The organism is Pseudomonas protegens CHA0 (assembly GCF_000397205.1).
Lineage (GTDB): Bacteria > Pseudomonadota > Gammaproteobacteria > Pseudomonadales > Pseudomonadaceae > Aquipseudomonas > Aquipseudomonas protegens.
Window position 1 is genome coordinate 3,478,888 of record NC_021237.1, and the last position, 20,182, is coordinate 3,499,069.

Here is a 20,182-nt window from a genome sequence, read left to right on the forward strand (position 1 = left end):
ATGAACCTCAAACTCAACCTCAAGCGCCTGCTGGGCAGCGCCTACTTGCACAGCGTCGGCCGCGCCCGCCTCAGCGAAGCCGGGGTGGTGCTGATGCTGCACCGGGTGCTGGCCGACGAGCAGGCCGCCCGCCGGCCGCACCGGGCGCCACTGTGTGTCGGCCAGCGCCAGTTCGAGCACCTGCTGCGCTGGCTGCGGCGGCATTTCGACTGTGTGCCGCTCAATCACCTGCTGCAATACCCCGGCGGTGACCGGCCGCGCCTGGCCCTGACCTTCGATGACGGCTGGCGCGACAACGCCGAGGTGGCCTACCCGCTGCTGGAGCGCTACGAGGTGCCGGCGAGCATCTTCCTCTCCACCGACTTCATCGGCAGCGCCCAGGGCTTCTGGTGGGAGTCCATCGGCGAAACGCTCTGGCTGCGGCCCGCAAGCGCCGCGGCCCGGCCGCTGCTGGAACAGTTGCAGGCGCTGCAACTGGCACCTGCGGCCGAACTGTTGCAGCCGGGTGACAGCGACGCCCGCAGCCGGCTCCTGGGGCGCTACCTGCAACGCTTGAAGACCCTGCCCGGGCCCACCCTCCAGGCCCTGGCCGACAGTTGCCCCAACGAGCACGGCCCCCACAGCCTGGACTGGGCCCAGGTGCAGCGCCTGGAGCGTTCGGCACTGGTGCGCTTTGGGCCCCACGGCGCCAGCCATGCCATTCTCACCGGCCTTGACGAGGCCGCGCTGAAAGCGGATCTGCAACGCTCCCATCAGGCGTTGCAGAACCATTGCCAGGCGCCGCTGGGGGTCTATTGCTACCCCAATGGCGACCACAATGCCCAGGTGCGCGCCGCCGTCGCCGGGCTGGGTTATCGCTACGCCCTGGGCACCCGCCCCGGGCTGATCGAGGCCAGTGGCAACCCGCTCCTGGCCTTGCCACGCATCGACGTCAGCCACGCCAGCGCCGCCCGCCCCGGCTTGCTGGCCTGGCGCCTGCTGCAGGGAGCCCGGGCATGAAGCGCGGCGGCTACCTCTGGCACCTGGCCCTGAGCATGGGCACGCGCCTGGCGATGATCGGCCTGCGGCTGCTGCGCAACGTGCTGCTGGCTCGATTGCTGGGCCCGGCGGATCGCGGCCTGTTCGCCCTGCTCAGCACCCTGCCGGACCTGATTGCCGCCCTGACCAGCGGCGGGCTGAACACCGCGGTCGGCTATGAAGCCGCGCGCCAGCGGCCCATGGGCCTGCTACTGACCCAGGTGCTGGTCTACGGCTGCCTGCTGGCCAGCCTGCTGACCCTGGCCGGGCTGGCGCTGATGAACACCCTGGGCAGCCAGTGGGAACTGAGCCTGCAACTGGGGGACCTGGCCTGGCTGTTGTTGCTGGCGGTGCCCATCACCGTGCTCAAGAGCGGCCTGCTGACCCTGCACAACGCCGATGGCCGGGTCGAAGCCTTCAATGCCCTGCGCCTGCTGGAATCCCTGGTGCCGCTGCTGCTGTTCGTCGGCCTGTGGTGGATCTGGCGCGACCAGCCGCTGTCGGCGGCCCTGGTCAGCTGGCTGGGGGGCACCTTGCTGGTGGTGGTGGTTGGCTGGTGCTGGTTGCGACGCTTCCACGACCTGGGCCTGCGCTGGCAGGCCGGGGAACAGGGCAAGCTGCTGCGCTACAGCGCCCAGAGCCACCCCGGGGTGCTGTCGCAACAATTGATGCTGCGTTCGGACTACCTGTTCATCGGTGCCCTGCTCGACCCCGCGGCCCTGGGCTGGTACGCCATGGCCAGCGCCGCCGCCGAGCTGCTGCTGATCATTCCCGAGGCGGTGACCACGCCACTGATGAAGCGCCTGCTGCAACAGGGGTCGGGCATCGAGCAACTGACCGCCCTGGCCCTGCGCCTGACCGCCACGGTGATGCTCGGCGCCTGCCTGTGCATGGCGCTGATCGGCCAGTGGCTGATTGTCACCCTGTTCGGCGCCGACTACGCCCCGGCCTACGATGCCCTGCTGGCCTTGCTGCCCGGGCTGTTCGGCCTGTGCTACGCGAGCATCCTGCGCCTGGACCTCTTGGGCAAGCAGCGCCCCGGCACGCTGTCGCTGCTGCTGGCCGGTGGCGCCCTGCTGAACCTGGCGCTCAATGCGCTGCTGATCCCGTCGCTGGGCATCGCCGGCGCCGGCCTGGCCTCGTCCATCGCCTACCTCGCGGTGAGCCTGGCCATGCTCGGCCTGTATTGCCACCTCAGCGGTGTGGCCTGGTACCGCACCCTGATCCTGTTACCTGGAGACATCGTCTACGTGCGCCAGTTATTGCGCCCTAAGGAAAGGCTTCAATGAAACCCTGTTCCCTGCTCGCCCTGATGCTGATCTCGGCGGCCACTGCCCTGCACGCCGCGCCCCTGCAATGGGGCGATATCCGCGACGGCAGCCTGTACCTGCAAGCCGAGGCCGGCGACACCCTGCACCTGCGCTGGAGCCCGGCCTGGCAGAGCGACGCCAACCAGGAGCAGCTGTACCTGCTGCGCCCGGACGGCCAGTTGCTGCAACAGCTGGAGATTCGCGCCGACCAACCCTACGGCCAGCGGGAAGTCCAACTGCCCGCGGCCCAGGGCGACTACCGGCTGCAGGTACCGGGCTACAGCTTTCGCAACTTCAAGGTCAGCCACGACAGCGCCACCCGGGCCCAGTTCGAACCGGCCAAGGTGCATTTCAGCGCCGACGTGCCCAGTGGCGTGGAGCTGTATTTTCGCGTGGCCGCCGGAGAGCAGGCGGTACTGGCGGGCAAGTATTACGGTGGGGTCAGCGTGCTCCAGGCCACGCGCCTGAGTGACCACCAGTTGCTGCGCCTGAAGCTGGTGGAGCACCCGCAGTACGGTCAGTTCGACCAGATCCAACTGCCGGTGGCCCAGCAGGACGAGGTCTGGCGCCTGTCCCTGGGCGGCTCGGGCAAGGTGGCGTTCTGGCTCGACGGCACCGCCAACCTGTTCGCCCAGGACCTGCGCCAGTTGCACCCGCTGCAATGGACACCGGGCCGGGTCGAGCTGAGCCTCAAGCCGCAGATGCGCGGCCCCAGCCCGCACCTGGGGATCGCCCTGCCCTATGCCCAGCCGCCGCAGTCGACCTTTGAACTGCTGCGGGCCCTGGGGCCGCGGGCGGCCAACTTCTACAGCTTCGTCGATGTGATCCAGCAGGAACCCCAGCGCGAGCTGGGCTTTCGCCGGCTGTACCGCGAAACGTTCAAGATCGACCGCGACATCACCCTGCTGGCGGGCACCGGGCGCCGGGCGGTGCTGGCAGCCGACAGCCAGAGCTTCGCCGGCCTCGACGCCTGGCTGGCGGACAGCGTGCGCCTGGGCAACCAGGGCCTGCACTACCTGGCGTTCGCCGACGAACCCAACCTCAACTACCCCAGCTACGCCGTGTTCGCCAGCTACTTCGGGCGCATGCTGGAGCACGTCAAGGCCAACCCCGAGGCCCGGGCCGCAGGTGTGCGCATTGCCATGCCGGTCAGTTCGCGGCTGCTGGACGGGCCGTTTCGCATCGGTGCCGGGCAGCGCCGCGGCATCGACTGGGCGCGCCAGTTGCTAGAGGCCCACGGCGCCGATATCGACGCCATGGCCTGGCACGAGTGGATGGTCCGCGACCTGCTGGCCACCCGCCGCTACCGCGCCAGCGTGCGCGCCGCCGCCGACCTGGTGGGCCTGGATGACCTGGGCCGGCCGCGCAAGGCGCTGTTGCTGAGCCAGACCAATATCTCCAGCGGCCCGGACCTGAGCCCCTATCAGCAGGACACTCACTACGCCGCCCTGTGGTGGATGTCGGTGGTGGCCAATGCCTCCCAGGACGGCCTGCTGGACATGCTCAACTGGTTCCAGGCCGCCGATGAGCCCGAGTACCCCAAGGGCATGCTGGCCCAGCACGACGCCCAGCGCTTCAGCCTGAAGCCGGTGGCCGTGGCCCAGCAATTCATCCAGCGGCACTGGCTGGGGCAGGTCCAGGCGCTGGACAACCCGGCCTTCGAGGTGGATGCCCTGGCACTGCGCGATGGCCCGCGCCACAGCCTGCTGGGCGTGACCAAGACCCCGCGCGCACAAACCATCGACCTGGACGGCGCCGAGCAGATCTGCCAGGCCGGCCCGAGCCTGGAACTGCTCGGCGCCGACGGGCACAGCCGCTCCGCCGCCGTGCAGTGCAGCAATGGCCGGGCCCAGTTGCAGGTGCCCGGTGAAACCCTGTTTGCCTTGACCTGGAAAACCCTATGAGTCGCTTGACCGGCCTGTTGGCCAGAATCCGCCGCAAGGGCCTGCGTGGCAGCCTGCGGGTGCTGCGTGAACGCTTCTTCTATTACCACTGGGAATTGCTGACCCTGGAACGCTCCCTGGCCTTGCCGGTGCCCTGCCCCATCAACCCCGGCCGCTGGCCCCAGGTGCCCATCACCCGCGAGCTGCTGCCGGCCTTCGACAAGTACTTCAAGGCGCAACTGCCGGCCATTCGCGGCCTGCTGGACAAAGGCAGCCGCGGCAGCGCACACCTGGATGAAGACGGCAACGTGATGATGATGGTGTGGATCAGTGAGCGCGATTACTACGACGATCAGTTGTACCGCTGCTGGATGCGCATCCCGCCGGGCTGCCTGTATCAGTTCGCCGGAGAGTGCGCGGTGCCGTATCGCGGCTCGGGGGTGGTGATCCTGGCGCAGAAGCTGCTTTGGGACGAATACCGCGAGCGCGGCTTCAAGGCCACCCGGGCCCTGGTCAACGTGCGCAACGAGCCGGCGCTGAAGATGCACATGCGCCTGGGGTTCCAGGAAGTGGGTGAATCCCTGCATGTCTACTGCCTGTTGCGCTGCCTGCACTTCCACCGCCGCCGGCCCTACCACCAGACACGCCTGCACCACCTGCGCCGCGGGCGCCTGGCACAGCAGCCCAGCGGTTCCAGCCCTATCGACAAGGAACGTTCGTGAGCCTGCGTTGGCAATGGTGCGCCAGCCTCTGCACCCAGGACTTTCCCGTGGCGGCCTATGAGCAACTGCACCAGCAAGTGCCACAGGCCACGCCGTTCAATCGCTTGAGCTGGCTGCAGGGGGCGGAACGGGCCCTGGATCACCGGCACTTGCAGATCCTCCTGGGCTGGCACGGCCAGCGCCTGGTGCTCTGCCTGCCGCTGACCCTGGGCCGCGAAACCCGGGCCGGCCTGCGCCTGCAGGTGGTACGCCACCTGGGGCATCCGCTGAGCGACCGCCTGGCGCTGCTGGTCGCGGACCCGGCGCAAGGCGCCATGCCCGAGGTGCTGGAGCAGATCCGCCGGCAACTGCCCCATGACCTGCTGCAACTTCATGAACTGGTGGACGCCGAGCGCCTGCTGGCGCCCTGGCGCCGGGCCAGCTGGTACAGCGAACAGGCCCTGAGCTGCCGGGCGCCGGAACACCTGATTGTCGACAGCGACCGCGAGGAAGCCACCGGCACCTTGCGCTACGAGCTGCGCCGGGCGAAGAAACGCTGCGCGGAAATCGACGCTCGGGTGATCCGCATGGCGCCCCAGGCCGACGGCATGGACGGGGTGCTGGAAATGCTCCGCGAGGTGGAACAGGCCAGTTGGAAAGGCGCAGACGGGCTGGGGATCTTCTCCGGGGAGCTGCGCTGGCAATGGATGGCCAGCGCCCTGCGCGGCCTGGCCGCCGAAGGTTGTGTGCGGGTGGTGATGCTGGAACACCAGGGCCGTTGCATCAGCTATCGCCTCGGCCTGCTGGAGCGCGGCCGCCTGTACGACTACAACATCGCCTTCCTGGCGCAATACAAGAACCTGGGTAGCGGCCGGCTGCTGCTGGATGAGTGGATCCGCTGGGGGCTGGACGAAGGCTGGCAGTGGGTCGATGCCTCGCGGGTGAGCCTCAGCCGCTCCAGCCATCAGTTGCATGAACGCATGAGCGGCCTGGTGGAACACCAGCGCTGGAGCTTCTATTCCTGGCGCCCGCGAGCGCTGCTGGCCGGTACCGCCGAACGCATCTGGCAGTGGCTCAAGCCGCGCCTCAAGGCCTGGCGCGAACGGCGCCAGGCCAACACCGTACAAGGATCCCGCCCATGAACCGCCCCCTGACTGCCGCCCGGGCCCACCGGGTCATCGTCAATGCCGACGACTTCGGTCTCGACCTGGACTACAACCAGCTGACCCTGCGCGCCTTCAAGCGAGAGGTGATCAGCTCGGCGACCCTGATGGCCAACATGCCGGCGTTCAACGACGCCTGTGAACTGACCCAGCAGCACGGTTTGCTGGGACGCATCGGCCTGCATTTCAACCTCACCTACGGCGCGCCACTGAGCCCGGCGATGCGCCACCAGCCGTTGTTCTGTGACCCTCAGGGGCAGTTCGACCTGAACCTGCGGCGCTCGGCCCTGCGCCTGCCGGCCGCGGCGGCCGAGGCGGTGCGCGAGGAGTTGCAGGCCCAGTGGCAGCGCTGTGTCGATCAGGGCGTGCGGCCCAGCCATATCGACTCCCACCAGCACGTGCACAACCTGTGGCCGGTGGCAGCCATCGTCGCTCGCTTCGCCGCGCAGCAAGGGGTGCCGGTGCGCCTGGCGCGCAATGTGGGGGGCAACATCGGGCCAATCAAGCGGTTGTTCAAGAGCGCGCTCAACCTGCGTATCCGCTGGTTGTGCGGGGCCGGGGCCCAGAGCGTGTGCACGCCCAGGGACCTGCTGGAAGGTTTTCGCCCGACCGGCGTGATTGAAGTGGTGGCCCACCCGACCCAGCTGGCCGAGGGTGATTTCGGTGACGATTACCTGCCGGCGCAGCAGTCTCTGGAGCAACTGCTGCAACAGGCATTGCCCGGGTATCAACGCATTGCCTACAGCGAGCTGTAAAAAACATTAGCTCCCTATGCAATTTAATCGGCAATTAATCCGTCAGGCTAAAAGTGTCATTGACCGCGCTAGTTCAGAACAATCTGAAGCGCTGCGCGGCAAGTTCTAACGCCTGATTGGCGCGGAACTGACGTAGCCTGCATCGGAGAATTGCCATGAACCTGCGTATCGGTTTGACTGCCACCGCCCTGCTGTTGAGTGCCCTCAGTGGCCTGGCCCAGGCAGACAGCACCACCGCCGTGCCCTACCACTATGGAATGCCGCTGCATGTGGGCAAAGTGATCTCGATGACCGAACCTGCGACCCAGGAGTGCAAAGTGATCACCGCCGACATGAAGTTCATCGACAACCAGGGCAAGCCCGAGGAAATCACCTACAGAAAGATGTCGGATGCGTGCACCACCGATAATTGAGGCTGTGCAACACGCTCACACGGGGCCGCGCTGCGGCCCCTCATCACGCCCGGTGCCGATCGGCAAGCCGGGGTTCGCGGCGGCCTGGCGGCCCCCCTGTTGAATTCCCTACTCCCGAAGGCGCCTAGAATGCACGCCGCAGAGGGGCAACCTGGCGAGGGTTGTGCGCCAGGTCGTAGCGCAATTCGGCAATCAGCTCGTTGATTTCCCGACAGCCGTTGAGCTGCGAGGCGTCGATGCCGGTAACCACCAGGTCGACCCGGTCGGTTTGATGGTCGCCGAAGACCTTCACGGTCATCGACAGGTCGGGGCTTAGGGTGCATTGGCAGCGTTTGGGCAGAAAGCTGCTTTCAATGATATTTCGCAGTTCAAGGGCAGATAGAAACATGGCGACTCTCTCCTTTGTTCGAGACGGCCAATCAATAGGCAAACAACCTGACAACAATGACGTCCGTGTTCGGTAGTGATCCGGGCCCGGTCTTGATCCTTGCAGACGGAGCCAAGCTACAGACTAAGCCGCTTTCCCGAGGCTGCTAAATTCGATTTCGCTCTGAGCACCGGGGTTTTTCGCTGGGTTGGCTGCCAGCCCATACCGGCCGCCGGCCTATCCCTCCATTTGCGTGCAACTGGTCTTGTTTCAAGGTTTTGCTCAATCGCGGGCCTGATTGATAAGGCAGCAGGAAACGTGCCTGGCCGGCAGCGCCACAGGGCCCTGCGAAATCGGCACGCGGCGTACGAGCAGCCGTGCAAAGTGCAAGAAAGCAGGCAGTTGGCCTTGCAAAATGCCCTGCTACCCAGGACGTTTGCATTGCGCCTCGGGCGCCGGTCAGAATGCCCGGGCCGGACTTTCCCCAAGGCGCCCACTCAAACGGGTGTATCGCGCTTTCAATCAGCCAGGAGGCTTCATGCGTCTGCTCCCCCTTGCCAGCGTCACCCTGCTTTCGGCTCTCTGCGCCCAGGCCTTTGCCGCCAAGCTCGAAGACACCGCACCCTACCCCAAGGCCGAAGACGGCTTCACCCGCCAGGTCATCCACCTGCCCAAGCAACAGCACGAAGACCGCTACAAGGTCGAGATCCTCGCCGGCAAGACCCTCACCGTGGACTGCAACCTGCAGCGCCTGGGCGGCAAACTGCTAGAGAAGAACCTCGAAGGCTGGGGTTATCCCTACTACCGCCTGGACCAGGTCAGCGGCCCGATAAGTACGCGGATGGCCTGCCCCGACGGCAAGACCCGCGAGGATTTCGTCCCGGTGACCGGTGACGGCTTCGTCTTGCGCTACAACAGCAAGCTGCCGATCGTGATCTACGCGCCCAAGGACGTGGAAGTGCGCTACCGCCTGTGGAGCGCCGCGGACAAGACAGAAAACGCCCGCCAGGAATAAGCCATCCCCCCAGCCGGAGTGCCGCCCTTGATTACCTGCCATGTCAAATACGTGATCGACCCCTACCAACTGGCCGAGTTCGAAGCCTACTCCAAGGCCTGGATCGCGGTGGTGAGGCGGCTGGGCGGCACCCACCACGGCTATTTCCTGCCCTCCGAAGGTGCCAGCAACATCGCCTACTGCCTGTTCAGCTTTCCTTCCCTGGCGGACTACGAAGCCTACCGCCAGAGCGCCCTCAGTGACCCGGAAAGCGTGGCCCTGGTAGCGGCGGTGGTGCAAAAGCGCTTCATCCTCAGCTACGAACGCAGCTTCATGCGCCCTCTGCTGTCGTAGGAGCCGGCTTGCCGGCGAATGGGCCCTTGAGGTCTGCATCGCTGTGCAGGACGCCTTCGCTGGCAGGTCTGTTCCTACAAGGCGGCGTTGCTCAGGGCGGCGCGTTCGGCGACGTGGCGCAAGCTGTCAAAGTTGATGTTGGCCCCCGAGTCGATCGCCACCAGGGTCTGGCCGCGGACGCCGCTTTGCGCCACGTATTCCTTGATGCCCGCCACCGCCAGGGCGCCCGAGGGCTCGGTGATGGAGCGGGTATCGTCGTAGATGTCCTTGATCGCCGCACACAGCTGGTCGTTGCTGACGCTGATCACTTGATCCACGTGATGCCGGCAGATCTGGAAACCATGCTCACCGATCTGCGCCACCGCAACGCCGTCGGCAAAGGTTCCCACTTCAGGCAGCACCACCCGCTGCCCTGCCGCCAGGGCCTGTTGCAGACAGTTGGAATGTTCGGACTCGACACCAACGATGCGGATCTGTGGCCGTAGGTATTTGACATAGGCGGCGATCCCGGCGATCAGCCCGCCACCGCCGACCGGAACGAAGATCGCGTCCAGTTCGCCCTGCTGCTGGCGCAAGATCTCCATGGCCACGGTGCCTTGCCCGGCAATCACATGGGGATCATCAAAGGGTGAAACAAAGGTACTGCCGGTGCGTTGGGCCAGATCCAGGGCATGCTCCAGGGCGAAGGGAAAGCTCTGGCCATGCAGGATCGCCTCGGCGCCGCGGCTGCGCACCCCCAGCACCTTGAGTTCCGGGGTGCTGGCGGGCATCACGATGCTTGCCTTGATCCCCAGTTCCCGCGCCGCCAGCGCCACGCCCTGGGCATGATTGCCGGCGGACGCGGTGACCACTCCGCGCAGCTTCTGCTCCGGGGTGAGGTGCGCCAGGCGGTTGTAGGCGCCACGGATCTTGAAGGAAAAGGTCGGTTGCAGGTCTTCGCGCTTGAGCAGGATCTGATTGCCCAGCCGCTCGGACAGCGCCGGCGCCGCCTGCAACGGCGTACGGATCGCCAGGTCGTAGACCGGCGCCGCAAGAATCATCTTCACGTAGCGCTCCAGCAACGCCATGTCGGCACTGGGCTGGGGGGTGGCAGAACGGCTGGGGCGACTCATGGTGGATCTCCTGGCTGTGTACGAAGCCCGGGAGACAGAGAGAAAAAACCCGCCTCCAGGGCGGGTTGGGTGCAGTCGTCAGCAAGCCCGCCAATAAGGAATGGCGGTAATAATGCTTGGCTGGAAACGATATGCAGGGAAAGTCATGGGCTGGAAATTACTCGCGCCAGCAGGCTCCGGTCAACGCTTTTTTCCCGGCCTCCTTGAACGGCGACGTCTGCCATTGGGCACCGTGGCTTGAAGCCAAATATACGAAACATATATGATTCGTATATTTCCTCAAGGGAGGCCCCCCATGGGCATCGTCAAGATCTCCGATGAACTGCACGAGCAGATCCGCGTGGCCAGCGCCGCCATGGACCGCTCGATCAATGCCCAGGCCGAGTTCTGGATGAAGATCGGCCTGCTGGCCGAACTCAACCCTCACCTGGCCTACAACGACCTGATCAACAAGCTGTTGCTGAACAAGCCCGACCTGCTCAGGGGGCGCGCATGACCCAGGCCCTGATCAAGACCCCGGAACAACTGGCGCTGATGCGCGAAGCCGGGCGGCTGCTGGCCCAGGTGTTCACCTATCTCGACGGTTTTGTCGCCCCCGGCCTGTCCACCCTGGAGCTGGACGCCGCGGTGGAACACCTGATCCGCCATGAACTCAAGGCGCGCCCGGCCAGCAAGGGCCAGTACAACTACCCCTACTGCATCAACACCTCGATCAACGAGGTGGTGTGCCACGGCATGCCCCACCCCAAGGCCGTGCTCAAGGACGGTGACATCATCAATATCGACATCACCCTGGAGAAGAACGGCTACATCGCCGACTCCAGCAAGATGTACCTGATCGGCACTGTCGGGCCCAAGGCCCGGCGCCTGGTGGACACCACGTTCGAGGCCATGTGGGCGGCGATCAAGGTGGTGCGCCCCGGCGCCCGGCTGGGCGATATCGGCCATGCCATCCAGGCCCATGCCGAAGCCAAGGGCTACAGCGTGGTCCGTGAATACTGCGGCCATGGCATCGGCCGGCAGATGCACGAAGAGCCGCAAATCCTCCACTTCGGTCGTCCCGGTACCGGCCTGGAGCTGCGCGAGGGCATGGTCTTCACCATCGAGCCGATGCTCAACCAGGGCAGCGCCCGGGTCCGCGGGCTCAAGGATGGCTGGACCGTGGTCACCCGCGACAACGGCCTCTCGGCCCAGTGGGAACACACGGTGGCGGTGACCCGGGACGGCTTCGAGGTGCTGACCCTGCAACCGCAATGAAGGCCCCTACCAGGCCTGGCCGCGCCGCTTGAGCTCCAGGCGGCGGACAAACTCCTCCAGCACCAGGGCATAGAGATCGTCCTGCAGGTAGGCATCCTCGATGCCGGCGTCGAGGTTGGGGTTGTCGTTGACCTCGATCACCACCACCTTGTCGCCGGACTGCTTGAGATCGACGCCATACAGGCCGTCGCCGATCAGGTTGGCGGTCTTCACCGCCAGATCCACCACCGCCCGGGGCGCTTCGTGGATCGCCAGGGTGCGGCACTCGCCGTTGATGTCCTGGCCCTTGGCCTTGTGGTTGTAGATCTGCCAATGGCCCTTGGACATGAAGTACTGGCAGGCAAAGATCGGTTTGCGGTTGAGCACGCCGATGCGCCAGTCGTACTCGGTGTAGAAGAACTCCTGGGCCAGCAGCAGTACCGAGTGCTCGAACAGCTCGGCGGTGGCTTCCATCAAGGCCTGCTGGCTCTCGACCTTGATCACTCCGCGGGAAAAACAGCCGTCGGGGATCTTCAGCACCAGGGGAAAACCCAGGCGCTCGCCGACCCGTTCGAAATCCTGCGGTCGCTCCTTGTAGAGAATCTCGGTGGCGGGCATGCCCAGTTGATGGCCCTTGAGCAGGTCGCTGAGGTAGACCTTGTTGGTGCAGCGCAGGATCGACGCCGGGTCGTCCATCACCACCAGCCCTTCGCTCTCGGCCTTCTTGGCAAAACGGTAGGTGTGGTTGTCGACGCTGGTGGTCTCGCGGATCAGCAGCGCGTCATATTCGGCCAGCCGCGAATAGTCCTTCTTCTCGATCAGTTCCACATCGATGCCCAGGCCCTTGCCCACGCGAATGAAACTCTCCAGCGCCCGAGGGTTGGAAGGCGGCAGCAGTTCCTGGGGATCATGGAGAATGGCCAAGTCATAACGGGCCACTTGCCGGGAGCGCGGAACCCGCCAGACCTTGCGGCTGAAACTGTCCAGGGAGTTGGCGAACTGATCTTCCTGATCTTCGCGCAACTTATGCAGCGCCCCCGACTTGACGCCTTCGATGTGCCAACTGTTAGTTCGCTTGAAATCAACTAACAGGATCGGACAAGGGAAGAGTTCAAACAATTGCCGAGCCAATTCCTGCAAGGGCTCTATATGAGTTCGACCGAAGTAGAGGGTCAGCGTAAAGCCTTCGGTATCGCGGTAAAGATGATTGCTCAGGGCCTTTTCCAGGCTCTTGTCGAGATCGTCCAGGGCCAACCCGTAAAGCGCCTTGCGGGTCAGTTCGCTGATGGTGCGCACCGAGGGAATCACCCGGTGGCCGCGGGCTTCAGCCAATAGCGAGCAATAGTAGCCATGCCCCAGGTACTTGTAGCTGCGGCACAGGTTGATCACCTGGACGCGCTTGCCGGGCGCGCTTTCGCGGCTGTGTTCGAGGTACTCCTGGGCCGTGAGGATGTCGTCGCTGGGAAAGTACGAGGCCCAGTCTTCCTTGCGTTCGACAATAATGATTACCTGGCTTGAGGTTTTGTCCAGCCGGGCAATATTAGTTGAGGAAGTGATTGTCGCCGGCAAACTTTGCCCGGATACTTCTCGCCAATGACCTTGTACCGCTGACATAAAGTTCGCTCTCGCTGAAGAACCTGACCCTTTCTATTAAGCACGAACTTTTTTTGAAGTCTCGTTTCATTACGCAACTTTTACGGCGGTCATATGGATCTTGTCTTTCGCACTGCAACCCTCGAGGACTTGCCGGCGCTGGTGGCGCTGGAAGAGCAATGTTTCACCAGCGACCGGCTGACCCCGCGCAGCTTCCAGTGGATGATCAGCCGCGCCCATGGGCAGCTGCTGGTGGCCGAACAGCAGGCGCAGGTGCTCGGGTATGCCCTGGTGCTGTTTCATCGCGGCACCTCCCTGGCGCGCCTGTATTCCCTGGCCATCGCCGAAAGCGCCCGGGGCCTGGGGCTGGGCAAGCGCCTGCTGCAACGCATGGAGGCCTGTGCCCTGGCCCATGACTGCGCCTACCTGCGCCTGGAGGTACGCACCGACAACCCTGCGGCCATCGCCTTGTACGAGCGCAACGGCTACCGGCGTTTCGCCCTGGTCCCCGACTATTACCAGGACCACGCCGACGCCCTGCGCCTGGAAAAGCGCATCCTCCAGCACCGCGAGACCCGTAGCATCCGCGTGCCCTATTACCAGCAGACCACCGACTTCACCTGCGGCCCCGCCTGCCTGCTGATGGCCATGGGCGCCCTGCAACCTTCACGGCCCCTGGAGCGTCGGGAGGAACTGCAGATCTGGCGTGAAGCCACCACCGTCTTCATGACCTCGGGCCATGGTGGCTGCAGCCCCCAGGGCCTGGCCCTGGCGGCCTGGCGCCGCGGTTTTGCCGTGCGCTTGCAGGTCAACAGCAGCGGGCCGCTGTTTCTCAACGGCGTGCGCGACGAACATAAAAAGGACGTCATGCGCCTGGTCCACGATGAGTTCTGCAAGGAACTGGATGCCAGCGAAGTGCAGCAGGTGCTCGGCGGGCCGCTGGACCTGCCCGGCCTGTTGCGTGAAGGCGGCCAGCCCCTGGTGCTGATCAGCAGCTATCGCCTGACCCGCTCCAAGGCGCCGCACTGGGTGATAGTCACCGACTGCGACCAGGACTTCGTCTACCTCCACGACCCGGATGTCGACCACAGCCAGCACCGCCAGCCCCTGGACTGCCAGCACCTGCCGGTGAGTCACGGCGAGTTCGCCAAGATGTGCAGTTTCGGCAGCAGCAAACTGCGCGCCGCGGTGATCCTCTTCCCCGCGCGCGCCCACCCGTAGGAGCCGGCTTGCCGGTGAAGAGGCCCGCAGCCTTGCGCGGCCCCTGCCAGCGCCTTCGCTGGCAAGCCAGCTCCTACAGCAGCCAGATACGCCTCGCAGCCGCCCCCCGTAGGAGCCAGCTTGCCGGCGAAGAGGCCCGCAGCCTTGCGCGGCCCCTGTGGGCGCCTGCAAGGGAGCCCGGGGCTATTGCAGGCCGACTTTGTACAGCGTGCCCTGGTCCTCGTCGGTGAGGATGTAGAGGTAGCCGTCCGGGCCCTGGCGCACATCACGAATACGCGCCTTGAGCCCGCCCAGCAGGCGTTCCTCGTGCTCGACCCGATCACCGTTGAACTGCAGCCGGATCAGCTCCTGGCTGGCCAGGGCGCCAATGAACACGTTGTGCTGCCAGGGCTTGAAGCGGTCGCTGTCATAGAAGGCCATGCCGCTGATGCCGGGGGACTTCTCCCACACATGGTGCGGCGCCACGGTGCCGGGCGCGGTCTGGCCCACGGCCTCGGGGATCGGCTGGCCGGAATAGTTGATGCCGTGGGTCGCCAGAGGCCAGCCGTAGTTCTTGCCGCGCTCGATGATATTGATCTCGTCGCCACCCTTGGGCCCGTGTTCGTTCTCCCAGAGGGTGCCGCTCCAGGGGTTGAGCGCCGCCCCCTGGGGGTTGCGGTGGCCGTAGCTCCAGATCTCCGGGCGCACCCCGGCCTGGCCGACGAAAGGGTTGTCATCCGGCACCCGACCATCCGGGTACAGGCGCACGATCTTGCCCTGGAGCTTGTCCAGGTCCTGGGCGGTGGGCCGGTCGTTGTTTTCTCCCAGGATCACGAACAGGTAGCCGTCGCGGTCGAACACCAGCCGCGAACCGAAGTGATTGCCCGTGGACAGCTTGGGTTCCTGCCGGAAGATCACCTGGAAATCCTTGAGCCCGCTCAGGTCATCGCTCAAACGGCCACGGCCCACGGCGGTGCCGGCAGTCCCGCCCTCGCCGCCACCTTCGGCATAGGACAGATACACCATGCGGTCCTGCTTGAAGTCCGGCGACAGCGCCACATCCAGCAAGCCGCCCTGGCCCTTGGCCCAGACCTTGGGCACCCCGCTCAGGGGCGCCGAGAGCTTGCCGTCCGCGCCGACCAGCCGCAGGTTGCCCGGGCGCTCGGTCACCAGAATGCCCTGGCGGTCCGGCAGGAATGCCAGGGCCCAGGGATGGTCAAGGCCGGCGGCCACCGGAGTCAGGTTCAGCGTGCCCTGCTCACTGGGAAAAGCCTGGGGTGTGGCGGCCATGGCGGGCACGGCACTGCCCAGCAAGACGCTGGAGCACAAGGTGGCGATAAGGGTTTTACGCAACATGCTCGCTTCCTTTTGTCGATCGAGAAAATCCTCGGTAGCAGGTTTCGCACCTGCCGCCAGGGTGGCAGGACAGTGCTTCAGCGCCGGTTGCCGGGATCGCTGTCGCGGGGGCTTTGCACCCGGGGATCAGGGTTGGGTCGCTGCACCCCGCCACGCGGGTAGCCATTGCCGATGCCACCGTTCTCAAGGGTTGGCGGGCGACCGGTCGGAGCGGTGCTGGGGCCGCGCACGGGCGGGCTGCTGGGCTGGGTGCCCTGCATGCTGTTGGGGTTGGCGCGACGGATGGGGTTGCTGTAGGGGTCGTTGTTGCCGCTGCTGGGCAGGTTCTGCGCCAATTGCAGGGGGTGTTGATGGGGGGGAGGTGCTTCAGGGGCGCCAGCCCAGGCGGCGCCGCTGGTCCAGACCAGCGCGATGAGTGCGGCAAACCCGCGAGCCAGACAGTTCATGACAAGCCTCCTGAGGAGCGACAAGGTATCGAATACGATTCCACGCTACGCCCAGGGTTCGGCTTTGTTAACTAAATAATCCTTCAGAACATGTAACACCCGGTATCCACGGTGCCTTCATCTACAAGCGCTGGCTGGCCTGCGAACGGGCCCTTTGGCCATGCCTCTGGCTCGAGGATGCGTTCGCCGGCAAGCCCGCTCCTACACCGCGGGGGTGCAACGTCAGATGTAGATGAACAGCAACAGCAGTGCAGCGAAGATCGCCCACTTTTCCAGGTAGTAGCGCGTGCGGTTGCGCTTTTTCAGTTCTTTGCCCCGCAGGCGGATCTTGTACAGCTTGTTGAAGGCACGGTTCAGGCCACCGGTCTTGTCGCCGGCATCGTTGGGCGCGCCGGCGGCGGACATCACGGTACGGCTGAACCAGCCATTGAACGCAGCGGCCCAGCGGTATTTCATCGGCCGCTCGACATCGCAGAACAGAATGATGCGGTTCTGCTCGGTGGTGTTTTCCGCGTAGTGAATGTAGGTCTCGTCGAACATCACCGCTTCGCCGTCGCGCCAGTGATAACGCTCACCGTCGACCTCGATGAAGCAGCCTTCGTTGTTCGGCGTGGAAAGACCCAGGTGGTAGCGATAGGAACCGGCATAAGGGTCGCGGTGACGAACCAGGCGCGAACCTGGTGGCAGCTCGGCGAACATCGCAGCCTTGATCGAACCGATGCTCTGCACCAGCTCGGTGGTGCGTGGGCACAGCTTCATCGCCGAAGGGTGGCTGTCGCCGTACCACTTCAGGTAGAAGCGTTTCCAGCCGGTCTTGAAGAAGGAGTTGAAACCCACATCGTTGTACTGGTCCGAGCGCTTGATCTCGCCGGCCTGCAGCAGACTCTGGCCTTCGGCACGGATCTCTTCCCAGTGTTCCTGCAGCTTGTTCATCTCCGGGAAGTCGGCCGGGTCCAGGTACGGCCGATTGGGGTACTTGGAGAACAGATAGAGGAAGCAGTTGATGGGCGCCAGGAAGGTCGAGTGATCACTGAGCTGGCGGCCCAGTTTATGGCGCACGCGCCCCCGCAGGTGTACGTACGCAATGGATAAAACGTATACAGCGGCAATGATGAGTTTCACGGAAATCGTCACACGTCAGAAGAGAACATGCTGCGCCTCTGAAAGCCCGGAAGGCCAAAGGCAAATTGCAGCGTCTGAGTTGAAAAAAGCGTAACCGGCGACACTCTTCGTCGCAGGTTCGACCCTCGGCATCTGGCCGTCGGCTGGCATTTTAGCCACAGTTTGTAACCAATGGTTAACTCATATTTGTTAAAAGCTGCGCTCCTTTCGTTGAAAGATGCGGGTATTGGGCCGGCTGTTGATTCAGCTCAACAAAAGCCGCTCGGTGCCGGTAGCGACCCGCAAGGGACTGTGTTGCCGGGCCTTGCCGAGGTATCCTGCGCGCCGCTGCCCTCTCCTCTTCGGCAAGGATTCCCGACTTGATCGACCCCAATCTCCCGCCAACCCTGGTGCTGCTGCCGGGCATGGATGGCACCGGCACCCTGTTCGAACCGCTGCTCCAGGCCTTGGACCAGCATTGGCCGGTACAGGTCTTGCATTATCCCGGCGATCAGCCCCTGGGCTACCCGGCCCTGGTGGAGCGGGTGATGGCGCAATTGCCGGCGAACCGGCGATTCATCCTGTTGGGCGAGTCCTTTTCCGGCCCGGTGGCGGTGAGCGTGGCCGCCCGCAATCCCGAAGGGCTGATGGGCCTGGTGCTGTGCAGCAGCTTTGTACGCAATCCGCGCCCGCGCCTTGCGCCTTTGCAGCCCCTGCTCAAGGTACTGCCGGTGCAGCGCCTGCCGTTCTGGCCCATGGATGCCCTGCTGCTGGGCGGTTTTTCCACCCCGGCACTGCGTCAGGCACTGGCGGCGGCGATCGCCCAGGTGGCGCCGCAGGTACTGCAGGCCCGGTTGCAGGCGGTGATCGCCGTGGATGTACGCCAGGCCCTGGCTGCCAGCCGGGTGCCGCTGCTGTACCTGCGGGCCCGCCAGGATCGCTTGGTGCCCCCATCGGCTTCGGCCCTGGTCCGGCAACTGCGCAGCGACGCCCGGCTGGTGGAGATCGAGGCGCCCCACTGCCTGCTCCAGGCCGCGCCGGCCGCGGCAACGGCGCAATTGCAGCACTTCCTGAACGACCTGCTGGAAGCGGCTGCCATGCCCGTCAGGGGTTGAGCATCGTCTGCCCGCGCTAAAATCCCTGCCCCTGTGTCATACAACTGCTCGTTTACATATGCGACAATGCGCGCAAATTTCAACATGCACCCCGCACTCTTCGCTCAGCAACCTGGCCTCTTGGCCGGAATGTTGCGCTCGACGTACGCCCGCTGGCTCAGTTCCACACCCATACCGGTCCGACCTGGAAGGCTCCAGATCGCGCCCTGTGGATTTAAGGTCGGCGCTAAAACATTGGTAGGTAAGTAATTGATCTCCACAGCTAACATCACCATGCAGTTCGGCGCCAAGCCGCTGTTCGAGAACGTTTCGGTCAAGTTCAACGGCGGCAACCGCTACGGCCTGATCGGCGCCAACGGTTGCGGCAAGTCGACCTTCATGAAAATCCTCGGTGGCGACCTCGAGCCGTCCGGCGGCCAGGTCATGCTGGAACCGAACGTGCGCCTGGGCAAGCTGCGCCAGGACCAGTTCGCCTACGAAGAATTCACCGTGATCGACACCGTGATCATGGGCCACGAGGAGCTGTGGAAGGTCAAGGCCGAGCGCGATCGCATCTACTCGCTGCCGGAAATGACCGAAGAAGACGGCATGGCCGTGGCCGAGCTGGAAACCGAATTCGCCGAGATGGACGGCTACACCGCCGAGTCCCGCGCCGGTGAGCTGCTGCTGGGCCTGGGCATTCCCCTGGAACAGCATTTCGGCCCGATGACCGAAGTCGCGCCAGGCTGGAAACTGCGAGTTCTGCTGGCCCAGGCGCTGTTCTCCGATCCGGAAGTGCTGCTGCTGGACGAACCGACCAACCACCTGGACATCAACACCATCCGCTGGCTGGAAAACATTCTCACGGCGCGTAACAGCACCATGATCATCATTTCCCACGACCGGCACTTCCTGAACAGCGTCTGCACCCACATGGCCGACCTGGACTACGGCGAGCTGCGCCTGTTCCCGGGCAACTACGACGAGTACATGATCGCCGCGACCCAGTCCCGCGAGCAGTTGCTGTCGGACAACGCCAAGAAGAAAGCCCAGATCGCCGAGCTGCAGACCTTCGTCAGCCGCTTCTCGGCCAACGCCTCGAAAGCCAAGCAGGCCACGTCCCGGGCCAAGCAGATCGACAAGATCCAGCTGGCCGAAGTCAAGCCGTCTAGCCGCGTCAGCCCGTTCATCCGCTTCGAACAGACCAAGAAACTGCACCGCCAGGCGGTGACCCTGGAGCGCATGTCCAAGGGTTTCGACGGCAAGACCCTGTTCCAGAACTTCAGCTTCACCGTCGAGGCCGGCGAACGCGTAGCGATCATCGGCCCCAACGGCATCGGCAAGACCACTCTGCTGCGCACCCTGGTGGGCGAGCTGACCCCGGACGCCGGCACAGTGAAATGGACCGAAAGCGCGGAGCTGGGCTACTACGCCCAGGACCACGCCCATGACTTCGAAGACGACGTCAGCCTGTTCGACTGGATGGGCCAGTGGACCCAGGGCGAACAGATGATCCGCGGCACCCTGGGCCGGATGCTGTTCTCCAACGACGAGATCCTCAAGTCGGTGAAGGTGATTTCCGGTGGTGAGCAAGGCCGCATGCTGTTCGGCAAGCTGATCCTGCAAAAGCCCAACGTGCTGGTGATGGACGAACCGACCAACCACCTGGACATGGAATCCATCGAGGCGCTGAACCTGGCCCTGGAGAACTACCCGGGCACCCTGATCTTCGTCAGCCACGACCGTGAGTTCGTATCGTCCCTGGCCACCCGCATCATCGAGTTGAGCCCAAGCGGCGTGACCGACTTCAGCGGCACCTACGACGACTACCTGCGCAGCCAGGGCGTGATGTTCTAAAGACAGCGGCAAGCGGTAAGCGACAACAAAAAAGCCCCGTCCAGTGTGACGGGGCTTTTTTGTATGCCCCCTCGCTCGCAGGTGCCGGCTTGCCGACGAAAAGGCCCGCCAGCCTTGCATCACTCGGCGGGCGCCTTCGCTGGCAAGCCAGTTCCGGCACGAACCCACAGGCCTCTGTAGGAGCCGGCTTGCCGGCGAACAGGCCCGCAAGACTTGCACCGCTCCTGCCA

At 64.7% G+C, this 20,182-nt stretch carries 20 protein-coding genes; 14 read left to right on the plus strand and 6 right to left on the minus strand.

Annotated features, from left to right (window positions below):
• From PFLCHA0_RS15575 to PFLCHA0_RS15605, 7 genes are all read left to right on the plus strand, one after another.
• Complete coding sequence (locus tag PFLCHA0_RS15575) at nucleotides 1–999, plus strand: polysaccharide deacetylase family protein (RefSeq protein WP_011061375.1); 999 nt, start codon at nucleotides 1–3, stop codon at nucleotides 997–999.
• Nucleotides 996–2,306 (plus strand): lipopolysaccharide biosynthesis protein, encoded by a 1,311-nt coding sequence (locus PFLCHA0_RS15580; RefSeq protein ID WP_015635676.1) that lies wholly within the window; start codon nucleotides 996–998, stop codon nucleotides 2,304–2,306. Before PFLCHA0_RS15575 ends, PFLCHA0_RS15580 begins: the two co-directional genes overlap by 4 nt.
• Nucleotides 2,303–4,231, plus strand: a complete 1,929-nt coding sequence (locus PFLCHA0_RS15585; protein WP_015635677.1) for a hypothetical protein — start codon at nucleotides 2,303–2,305, stop codon at nucleotides 4,229–4,231. Before PFLCHA0_RS15580 ends, PFLCHA0_RS15585 begins: the two co-directional genes overlap by 4 nt.
• A complete protein-coding gene (locus tag PFLCHA0_RS15590; protein WP_011061378.1) occupies nucleotides 4,228–4,932 on the plus strand; it encodes a GNAT family N-acetyltransferase in 705 nt (234 codons plus the stop codon). The genes PFLCHA0_RS15585 and PFLCHA0_RS15590 overlap by 4 nt, the downstream gene beginning before the upstream one ends.
• Nucleotides 4,929–6,053: a GNAT family N-acetyltransferase gene (locus PFLCHA0_RS32085; RefSeq protein ID WP_015635678.1), complete on the plus strand. Its 1,125-nt coding sequence runs from the start codon at nucleotides 4,929–4,931 to the stop codon at nucleotides 6,051–6,053. The genes PFLCHA0_RS15590 and PFLCHA0_RS32085 overlap by 4 nt, the downstream gene beginning before the upstream one ends.
• On the plus strand, nucleotides 6,050–6,829 hold the full coding sequence (locus PFLCHA0_RS15600; protein ID WP_015635679.1) for a carbohydrate deacetylase: 780 nt from the start codon (nucleotides 6,050–6,052) through the stop codon (nucleotides 6,827–6,829). The genes PFLCHA0_RS32085 and PFLCHA0_RS15600 overlap by 4 nt, the downstream gene beginning before the upstream one ends.
• A gap of 155 nt (nucleotides 6,830–6,984) precedes the next feature.
• Complete coding sequence (locus PFLCHA0_RS15605; RefSeq protein ID WP_011061381.1) at nucleotides 6,985–7,242, plus strand: DUF2790 domain-containing protein; 258 nt, start codon at nucleotides 6,985–6,987, stop codon at nucleotides 7,240–7,242.
• 124 nt (nucleotides 7,243–7,366) lie between these two features.
• Here the strand turns inward: PFLCHA0_RS15605 and PFLCHA0_RS15610 are convergent, their stop codons facing one another.
• A complete protein-coding gene (locus PFLCHA0_RS15610; RefSeq protein ID WP_011061382.1) occupies nucleotides 7,367–7,630 on the minus strand; it encodes a DUF1652 domain-containing protein in 264 nt (87 codons plus the stop codon).
• A gap of 517 nt (nucleotides 7,631–8,147) precedes the next feature.
• On the opposite strand from PFLCHA0_RS15610, the gene eco reads away from it, so the two are divergent.
• Nucleotides 8,148–8,624 (plus strand): serine protease inhibitor ecotin, encoded by a 477-nt coding sequence (eco, locus tag PFLCHA0_RS15615; protein WP_015635680.1) that lies wholly within the window; start codon nucleotides 8,148–8,150, stop codon nucleotides 8,622–8,624.
• Between the two features lie 27 nt (nucleotides 8,625–8,651).
• Nucleotides 8,652–8,957 (plus strand): NIPSNAP family protein, encoded by a 306-nt coding sequence (locus PFLCHA0_RS15620; protein ID WP_011061384.1) that lies wholly within the window; start codon nucleotides 8,652–8,654, stop codon nucleotides 8,955–8,957.
• Between the two features lie 74 nt (nucleotides 8,958–9,031).
• Here PFLCHA0_RS15620 and ilvA read toward each other — a convergent pair whose 3' ends face one another.
• Nucleotides 9,032–10,069 (minus strand): threonine ammonia-lyase, biosynthetic, encoded by a 1,038-nt coding sequence (ilvA, locus tag PFLCHA0_RS15625; RefSeq protein ID WP_015635681.1) that lies wholly within the window; start codon nucleotides 10,067–10,069, stop codon nucleotides 9,032–9,034.
• Between the two features lie 295 nt (nucleotides 10,070–10,364).
• Here ilvA and PFLCHA0_RS15630 point away from each other — a divergent pair, with 295 nt between their 5' ends.
• Both PFLCHA0_RS15630 and map read left to right on the plus strand, forming a co-directional pair.
• Nucleotides 10,365–10,565 (plus strand): ParD-like family protein, encoded by a 201-nt coding sequence (locus PFLCHA0_RS15630; protein WP_011061386.1) that lies wholly within the window; start codon nucleotides 10,365–10,367, stop codon nucleotides 10,563–10,565.
• Nucleotides 10,562–11,326 (plus strand): type I methionyl aminopeptidase, encoded by a 765-nt coding sequence (gene map, locus PFLCHA0_RS15635; protein ID WP_011061387.1) that lies wholly within the window; start codon nucleotides 10,562–10,564, stop codon nucleotides 11,324–11,326. Before PFLCHA0_RS15630 ends, map begins: the two co-directional genes overlap by 4 nt.
• A 6-nt stretch (nucleotides 11,327–11,332) precedes the next feature.
• On the opposite strand, the gene PFLCHA0_RS15640 is transcribed toward map, so the two are convergent.
• Complete coding sequence (locus tag PFLCHA0_RS15640) at nucleotides 11,333–12,919, minus strand: RimK family alpha-L-glutamate ligase (RefSeq protein WP_015635682.1); 1,587 nt, start codon at nucleotides 12,917–12,919, stop codon at nucleotides 11,333–11,335.
• A 93-nt stretch (nucleotides 12,920–13,012) separates the two neighbouring features.
• Here PFLCHA0_RS15640 and PFLCHA0_RS15645 point away from each other — a divergent pair, with 93 nt between their 5' ends.
• Nucleotides 13,013–14,119: a GNAT family N-acetyltransferase/peptidase C39 family protein gene (locus PFLCHA0_RS15645; protein WP_015635683.1), complete on the plus strand. Its 1,107-nt coding sequence runs from the start codon at nucleotides 13,013–13,015 to the stop codon at nucleotides 14,117–14,119.
• 183 nt (nucleotides 14,120–14,302) lie between these two features.
• Here the strand turns inward: PFLCHA0_RS15645 and PFLCHA0_RS15650 are convergent, their stop codons facing one another.
• The 3 genes from PFLCHA0_RS15650 to lpxO form a co-directional block, all read right to left on the minus strand.
• Nucleotides 14,303–15,454 (minus strand): PQQ-dependent sugar dehydrogenase, encoded by a 1,152-nt coding sequence (locus PFLCHA0_RS15650; protein WP_015635684.1) that lies wholly within the window; start codon nucleotides 15,452–15,454, stop codon nucleotides 14,303–14,305.
• A 77-nt stretch (nucleotides 15,455–15,531) separates the two neighbouring features.
• Nucleotides 15,532–15,900 carry a hypothetical protein gene (locus PFLCHA0_RS15655; protein ID WP_015635685.1) on the minus strand — a complete coding sequence of 123 codons (369 nt, stop codon included), beginning with the start codon at nucleotides 15,898–15,900 and terminating at the stop codon, nucleotides 15,532–15,534.
• 222 nt (nucleotides 15,901–16,122) lie between these two features.
• Nucleotides 16,123–17,022 (minus strand): lipid A hydroxylase LpxO, encoded by a 900-nt coding sequence (gene lpxO, locus PFLCHA0_RS15660; RefSeq protein WP_011061392.1) that lies wholly within the window; start codon nucleotides 17,020–17,022, stop codon nucleotides 16,123–16,125.
• Nucleotides 17,023–17,381: 359 nt separating this feature from the next.
• Between lpxO and PFLCHA0_RS15665 the strand changes: the two genes are divergently transcribed.
• Together PFLCHA0_RS15665 and PFLCHA0_RS15670 are read left to right on the plus strand one after the other, a co-directional pair.
• The gene (locus PFLCHA0_RS15665; RefSeq protein WP_015635686.1) at nucleotides 17,382–18,116 is read left to right on the plus strand and encodes an alpha/beta fold hydrolase; all 735 of its coding nucleotides are present in this window, start codon (nucleotides 17,382–17,384) and stop codon (nucleotides 18,114–18,116) included.
• A gap of 249 nt (nucleotides 18,117–18,365) precedes the next feature.
• Entirely contained in the window at nucleotides 18,366–19,952 is a 1,587-nt protein-coding gene (locus PFLCHA0_RS15670; protein ID WP_011061394.1) for an ABC-F family ATPase, read from the plus strand.
• Nucleotides 19,953–20,182 lie beyond the last annotated feature (230 nt).